Below are 7,177 nucleotides of genomic sequence, written 5' to 3' on the forward strand. Positions count from 1 at the left end.
ACAGAGTAAGTTTATTTATAGAAATTCTTCTCGAAAGCCGTAAACTCGTCTTGCTTTCTGACACAGCGCTTCCACCAAGACTCTATGAATCCGAAGCCATATCCCATAAGCTGGACAAAGGCGGCGGGCACACTGAGGATGCCAACCTTCAGACTCTTGTTGCACACGGTGGAGTCGATCAGAATGATGAGTGAATAGAGTAGGATGGGAATCCACGGACAGACAAACAGCCACAGCCATTGGCCTTCGGGACAATAGTGCATCAGCGCACGGCCTACGGCGCTGGCAAGGATAAGGGCAATGACGCCTACGGTGAAGACCATAGGCAGCAGATGCACTAATTTGAGCGTGCCGGGATGGAGCTTCTCAAGATTGATGCGTGCTATGCCGCTGTTATACACCTGGCGGAAAAACTTGCGGAAGTCGGTGCGGCGCTTATGCCAAACCCATGCTTCGGGGAAGAGTCGGGTGGAATAGCCTGCTTCTACTATGCGATAACTGAAGTCGATATCCTCGCCAAAACGCATCTTGGCAAATCCATTCAGATGTGCATAGACCTCACGACGAATACCCATGTTGAACGAACGGGGATAGAACTTGTCGAGTTTGGCTTTGCCACCGCGGATGCCGCCGGTGGTAAAAAAACTCGTCATCGAGTAGGAAATGGCCTTCTGGATGGCAGTAAACGAGGGATGTGAAGCGTCGGGACCGCCGAAAGCATCGACGGGATGCTGATTCAACTCGCGGTTGATGGCAGCAAGATAGCCGTCGGGCAATACCACATCGGAGTCGAGCACGATGATATAATCGCCTGCAGATCGCTCAGCACCATAGTTGCGGCTCATGCCGGGACCGCTGTTTTCCTTATTGTAATAATGCAAATCAAGGATGCTTGCGAATTTCTCGCAAACATCCTTGCATGGGATTTGGGATCCGTCCTCTACTACAATTACCTCAAAATCGGTCTCTGTTTGAGAGCAAAGACTCTCAAGCAACTCGCCTATCTCATCGGGGCGATTATAGACGGGGACGATGATGGAATATTTCATTTACTCCTTTACGCGGTTCAAGTAACTGCCGTCGCGGGTGTCAACCTGTACGAGGTCACCCTCGTCAATAAACAGGGGAACGCGAATCTCTACACCAGTCTCCAGTGTAGCAGGCTTGGTAGCATTGGTAGCGGTATCGCCCTTGATGCCTGGCTCAGAGTGAGTGATGCGAAGATTGGTCTTCACAGGCATTTCGGCAAAGAGGATAGTGTTGGTGTCGGCGTCGCTGACAACTTCTACGATATCGCTCTCCTTCATGAAATCAACACCGGTAATCAGATCCTTGGCAATGGGAATCTGGTCGAAAGTCTCTTGGTTCATGAAAATGTAGTCAGCACCTTCCTGATAAAGATACTGGTAGGGACGACGCTCCACACGAACGTCTTCAAGGGCTTCACCGATGTTGAAGCGCTTTTCCAATACACGACCGCTTACCACATCCTTGAGAGTAGTACGCATGATGGTGTTTCCTTTACCTGGCTTCACGTGGAGGAAGTCGATGCAGAAATAGAGCTTGCCATCCATGCGGATGCAGGTGCCCTTCTTGATGTCTTGTGATTTAATCATATTGTTTTATCTGTAAAATTGTAACTTCTTATGGCTTAGTTTGTAAAAAGCGGTGCAAAGTTACGAAGAAAATATAAAAAAACGGCTTTTTATGTGCTAAAAATCGTATAAAACTTGCGTATTTCGAAAATAATGCGTAATTTTGCAACCCGAATTGTGGAATAATAACAAAAATAAAAATATAATAAGACAATGAAAAGAACATTTCAGCCTCACAATCGTCGTCGCGTGAACAAGCATGGTTTCCGCGAGCGTATGGCAAGCAAGAATGGTCGTCGCGTGCTGGCTTCACGCCGCGCTAAGGGCCGTAAGAAGTTGACCGTATCTCACGAGAATCACGGTAAGTAAATGACGGTTTCAGTAGGAGACGAAACAAGAACATAGAGAGACGACCCATGAGGCTGTCTCTCTTTTTTTTGTTTATTCATTTGGTAGTATGGATTATTCTTCGTACTTTTGCCCATTGGTTACACCTATTAATAATATATGAACGTCAAGGAATTCTTTGGAAAACTGTTCAGTCCCTATCTGTGCTTCCATCTGCTGGCTATGGCGGCAGTGGTCATACTCATCGTCGTGGGCATCAACGTGGGACTCAGTATATATACTAAGCACGGAGTGGGAATACCCGTGCCTGACCTGAAAGACATGGATTATAACAAGGCAGACCAACTGCTGCAACAAGACGGACTGAAAATTGCTGTCAGCGACTCTGGCTATGTCAAGACTCTGCCTGCCAACTGCATTCTCGCACAAAGCCCAGACTATGGCACAAAGGTGAAAGAAGGCCGCGTCATCTATGTCACGGTCAACTCGCCATCGTCGCCTACAATAGAAATACCAGACATTGTTGACAACTCAAGCTACAGAGAAGCTGAGGCGAAGCTCAAATCGCTCGGATTCAATGTGCTGCCTGCAAAAAAAGTAGCAGGAGAGAAAGATTGGGTCTATGGCATACTCTGCAGAGGAAGAAGAGTGGCTAATGGAGACCGCATCTCCATAGAATATCCACTCACACTCATGGTGGGAAAAGGTACCTACGATGACCAAGATGTAGATATAAACTATGTGGGACCCGATGCCGGATATGGCAACGAAACACAAAGTGGGGGAGATGTCGATGATTTTCAAGAAGTGACAGCACCATAACCATTGACCGCCAACGCCGATATAACGACTGTAATGAAAGATAAAAGCAACGAAATAAACGAAATAGGATACGACGAAATCGAAATGGATGACGATTTCGGACTCGATGCGGACCAACAAGGGAGCAACGGCGGACCTTCTGACGACGGACTGTATGAGCATTTGCGCATGGAAGTCGATAAAGGACAAGTGCCCGTGAGAATCGACAAATATATGTCGGAACATGTGCAGCACTCGTCCAGAAACAGAATACAGAAGGCTGCCGATGCGGGATATGTACATGTGAACGGCAATCCTGTCAAAAGTAACTATAAGGTCAGACCGGGTGATATCATCACGCTGATGCTCGACAGGCCACACCATGATACGTCAATCGTGCCGGAAAACATACCAATCGATGTGGTATATGAGGACGACCAACTGATGGTGGTCAACAAACCAGCAGGACTCGTGGTGCATCCGGGATGTGGAAATTTTACAGGAACACTCGTCAATGCCATAGCATGGCACTTGCGGGATCTGCCGACATACGACCCCAACGACCCCGCTGTGGGACTCGTACACCGTATAGATAAAGATACAAGCGGACTCCTCGTCGTGGCTAAAACACCAGAGGCAAAGACAGAACTCGGTGCCCAGTTCTTCAATCACGATACACACAGAAGTTATAATGCACTCGTATGGGGAAACCTTACCGAAGACAGTGGACGCATAGAGGGAAATATAGGACGCGATCCGAAGGATAGACTGCGCATGGCGGTATTCACACCAGGCGGAGATATCGGTAAAACGGCGGTCACACACTATCGGGTACTGGAGCGATTCGGGTATGTGACACTCGTCGAATGCAGACTCGAAACTGGGAGAACACACCAGATACGTGCACACATGAAACATATAGGACACCCGCTCTTCGGAGATGAACGATATGGCGGAATGGAAATACTAAGAGGTGAACGCTCTGCATCCTATAAGGCGTTTATACAAAACTGCTTCAAAATATGTGGAAGGCAAGCGCTACACGCACGCACACTCGGATTTGTGCATCCTGTCACCAAACAGCAAATGGACTTCAATTCGCCATTGGCAGCTGATATGGAGGCGCTGATTGAAAAATGGCGCAAATATATGAAACCGGAACAACAAACAATATAACAACATACACGAATGATCAACAATTTGAAACGTGACATCGCCATCGTATGCGGTGGCGACTCTTCAGAACACGACGTATCGCTGCGCTCAGCACAAGGACTCTTTTCGTTTTTCGACAAAGAGCGGTATAATGTATATATCGTCGATGTAAAAGGACAGAACTGGAATGTGGAACTGCCCGACGGAACTACTGCGCGCATCGACCGTAACGACTTTTCTTTTGTGGAAAACGGAAAGGCTAAAACATTCGATTATGCCTATATCACCATTCATGGAACACCGGGAGAAAACGGTATCATGCAGGGATATTTCGACCTCGTGGGGGTGCCATACAGTACAAGTGGCGTGCTCGTTGAGGCTATGACTTTCGATAAGTTTGTGCTCAACCAGTATCTCAAAGGATACGGAGTGAGCGTGGCTGATTCCCTGCTCATCAGACAAGAATATGAAGAACTGGTGTCTGACGAGGAAATTGAGGCGCGTATCGGAATGCCATGCTTCGTAAAACCGGCTGCTGATGGATCGTCATTCGGTGTCTCCAAAGTGAAAAACCGTGACCAACTGGCTCCTGCTATCAGAAAAGCTATGATGGAAAGCTCGGAAGTGATGGTCGAACAGTATCTGGAAGGTACCGAGATTTCTATCGGTGTATATAAGACTAAAGAGAAATCGGTTGTGTTTCCTGCTACAGAAGTCGTGACAACAAACGAATTTTTCGACTATGATGCTAAGTATAATGGACAGGTACAGGAGATTACACCTGCCCGTCTGTCAGAAGATGTGACACGTCGCGTTAAAGAAATTACCAGTCATATCTATGATATTCTGCACTGCAATGGCATCATACGCATTGACTATATCATCTCTAAGGAGGGAAAAATTTCTATGCTCGAAGTGAATACAACTCCTGGAATGACACCTACCAGCTTCATACCGCAACAGGTTAAGGCTGCGGGACTCAAAATGAGCGACGTGCTCACCGATATTGTTGAAAACCAATTCTGATACGAATATTATGGCTATTCCTGCTGAATTCGACGAGATAAGACCCTATGATACGGGAGAAGTGCAACAGGCTTTCAATGAATTGCTTGCTGACAGACAATTCTCGACCATGCTACGTGGCATCGTGCCGTGGCTGCCTAAATCATTGAGAAACGCTGTGCTGAAAATGGCTTTCATTGGGGTTAAGTCGCCACTCGACTTCCAGAAAAGGTTTATGAAACCTATCGTGCGACATATCATACGGAAGTATACGGACGGATGCACATTCGATGATAACTGTTTGCCACGCGATTTCAGTCTCCGATATACATTTGTCAGCAACCATAGAGACATCGTACTCGACTCGGCGCTACTCGACGTCATGCTTGTAAAAACGGGATATCCTACTACCGTGGAAATAGGTATCGGCGATAACCTCCTGATTTACCCATGGATAAAAAGGTTGGTGCGCATGAACAAGGCGTTTACGGTCAGACGGGGACTCACGCCAAAAGAGATGTTGCGCTCTAGCCAAATCATGAGCAGATATATACATTATGCGGTAACACAAAAGCATGAAAATATCTGGATCGCACAGCGTGAAGGAAGAGCAAAGGATTCTGACGACCGTACGCAGGATTCTGTACTGAAGATGTTGGCAATGGGAGGCGAGGGGAAACCTATCGATAGCCTCCGTGAAATCAATATCGTTCCACTCACCATCAGCTATGAGTTCGACCCATGCGATTATCTTAAAGCACAGGAATTTCAGCAGAAACGTGATAATCCGGCATTCAAGAAAAGTCGCCAGGATGATCTCGATAACATGAAAACAGGTATCTTTGGATATAAGGGACGTGTGCATTATCATTGTGCAGCACCCATCAATACATGGATCGACGAACTCGGTGATCTGCCAAAAACGGAGTTTTTTGCAGCACTCAGTAAGCGTATTGACCGTGAACTACATGCTAATTATTGTCTGTTCCCCTGCAATTACATCGCACTCGATGAGTTGGAAGGAACAAAAAAATATGCACAACATTATACCGAGGCGGACAAAAAACGATTCGAAGACTATCTCAAAGGTCAATTGGAGAAGGTGAAAATCGCTAATCCTGACGAGAAATTCCTACGGGAACGCATGCTTACCATGTATGCAAATCCATTGCGCAACTATCTCAAAGCCAAAGCGGAGTAAACTGCAGCAGCTATAAGTTGGCGCATGACATATAATAAACGGAAATCTCTGGGGCTTCTTTCCGAAGAAAACCTCAGAGATTTCTTTTTTCTATCATACGACCTCCATCACTTCAATATAATGAAGGAAAAAGATTTCCAGATGGTTTGAATGTCATTTTCAGATATTCAAACGCCGACTTCTCAGTGGTTTTCCCCAGTTTCTTGGATATTCTTATGTACCTTCTTGGATATTCTTTCACAACTCTCTGGATAGTCTTTCACAGCTCCCTGGATATTCTTTCGTAGTCTCCAGATCTCTTGGGCAACTCTATATATCATCTTTCAGACGTATGATTAGTATCCGGATCGTGTTCGATTGGTATTCGATAGTCGTTCGGCTTGTATTCGATTGCCGTTCGGCTTGTGTCCGATTGTTGTTCAATTGATGTTCTATAACGCTTTCTCAATACATTTCGAACACCACGATAACGTCATGTTTCAAAGCTTGTTATCCAACGAAGGTGTTCGAATGTTCGATTTTTGCTACCTCACGTGCGTGTGTGCATGCGTGCGTAATGCCTCAAGATTCTCATCTTACAAAGTCAAATGAGCATTTCGTTCAAGCAACCCTGACTTGATCATTTTATCATCATGACTTTCATTTTCTCTTCTCCAACCGCACCGTTTTTTGCACATTTCCGCAAAGCTTCCCTCTAAAAACGGAATTCAGGAATAGCGGCATTGGTGCGTTTCAGGTGCTTTTTCAGCCATCGGAAATGAAGAAAAAGATTTGTGCGCGTCCACACGTCCTTTATATATAATAAATAAGGAGTTTCCGTTTTGCGGCTTGACAGAAATCAATCTCTGCAAAAAAGTTTCATGCAATCTGCATTTTTTTTCTCGAAAAAGTTTGGTAGTTCAGAAAAAAGCCGTACCTTTGCATCCGCTTTCAGGAATACAACACCTGACAAGCACTGAAGGAAGAGTTCTTTGAAAGATTTACATAAAACAGAGAAGTAGTAGTACAAGAAGCGAGACTTACTTTTATGAGTACAGTCTTGGGTGAATTTACGAACCGTCGATTTTTAGGA

At 45.7% G+C, this 7,177-nt stretch carries 7 protein-coding genes; 5 read left to right on the forward strand and 2 right to left on the reverse strand.

What is annotated here, in order from left to right:
• Positions 1 to 11 precede the first annotated feature (11 nt).
• Both CIK89_RS12955 and efp read right to left on the reverse strand, forming a co-directional pair.
• Positions 12 to 1,049 (reverse strand): glycosyltransferase family 2 protein, encoded by a 1,038-nt coding sequence (locus CIK89_RS12955; RefSeq protein ID WP_094391773.1) that lies wholly within the window; start codon positions 1,047 to 1,049, stop codon positions 12 to 14.
• Entirely contained in the window at positions 1,050 to 1,616 is a 567-nt protein-coding gene (gene efp / locus CIK89_RS12960; protein WP_094391774.1) for an elongation factor P, read from the reverse strand.
• A 192-nt stretch (positions 1,617 to 1,808) separates the two neighbouring features.
• Here efp and rpmH point away from each other — a divergent pair, with 192 nt between their 5' ends.
• The 5 genes from rpmH to CIK89_RS12985 all read left to right on the forward strand — a co-directional run bounded on the left by rpmH (position 1,809) and on the right by CIK89_RS12985 (position 6,105).
• The gene (gene rpmH, locus CIK89_RS12965) at positions 1,809 to 1,964 is read left to right on the forward strand and encodes a 50S ribosomal protein L34 (RefSeq protein WP_094391775.1); all 156 of its coding nucleotides are present in this window, start codon (positions 1,809 to 1,811) and stop codon (positions 1,962 to 1,964) included.
• A 138-nt stretch (positions 1,965 to 2,102) separates the two neighbouring features.
• The gene (locus CIK89_RS12970) at positions 2,103 to 2,765 is read left to right on the forward strand and encodes a PASTA domain-containing protein (protein WP_094391776.1); all 663 of its coding nucleotides are present in this window, start codon (positions 2,103 to 2,105) and stop codon (positions 2,763 to 2,765) included.
• Between the two features lie 33 nt (positions 2,766 to 2,798).
• A complete protein-coding gene (locus CIK89_RS12975; protein ID WP_254046687.1) occupies positions 2,799 to 3,920 on the forward strand; it encodes an RluA family pseudouridine synthase in 1,122 nt (373 codons plus the stop codon).
• A 15-nt stretch (positions 3,921 to 3,935) separates the two neighbouring features.
• Positions 3,936 to 4,925: a D-alanine--D-alanine ligase gene (locus CIK89_RS12980; protein ID WP_094391783.1), complete on the forward strand. Its 990-nt coding sequence runs from the start codon at positions 3,936 to 3,938 to the stop codon at positions 4,923 to 4,925.
• 10 nt (positions 4,926 to 4,935) lie between these two features.
• Positions 4,936 to 6,105, forward strand: coding sequence for an acyltransferase (locus CIK89_RS12985; RefSeq protein WP_094391777.1), 1,170 nt, complete (start codon positions 4,936 to 4,938; stop codon positions 6,103 to 6,105).
• The last annotated feature ends 1,072 nt before the right edge of the window (positions 6,106 to 7,177 follow it).

The sequence above is a fragment of the Prevotella sp. P4-119 genome, assembly GCF_002251345.1.
Taxonomy (GTDB): Bacteria; Bacteroidota; Bacteroidia; order Bacteroidales; family Bacteroidaceae; genus Prevotella.

What these genes read in the sequence shown, in the direction of transcription:
- CIK89_RS12955 (WP_094391773.1), bottom strand. Translation starts at nt 1,049, where the DNA reads ATGAAATATTCCATCATCGTCCCCGTCTATAATCGCCCCGATGAGATA.
- efp (WP_094391774.1), bottom strand. Translation starts at nt 1,616, where the DNA reads ATGATTAAATCACAAGACATCAAGAAGGGCACCTGCATCCGCATGGAT.
- CIK89_RS12985 (WP_094391777.1), top strand. Translation starts at nt 4,936, where the DNA reads ATGGCTATTCCTGCTGAATTCGACGAGATAAGACCCTATGATACGGGA.
- CIK89_RS12975 (WP_254046687.1), top strand. Translation starts at nt 2,799, where the DNA reads ATGAAAGATAAAAGCAACGAAATAAACGAAATAGGATACGACGAAATC.
- rpmH (WP_094391775.1), top strand. Translation starts at nt 1,809, where the DNA reads ATGAAAAGAACATTTCAGCCTCACAATCGTCGTCGCGTGAACAAGCAT.
- CIK89_RS12970 (WP_094391776.1), top strand. Translation starts at nt 2,103, where the DNA reads ATGAACGTCAAGGAATTCTTTGGAAAACTGTTCAGTCCCTATCTGTGC.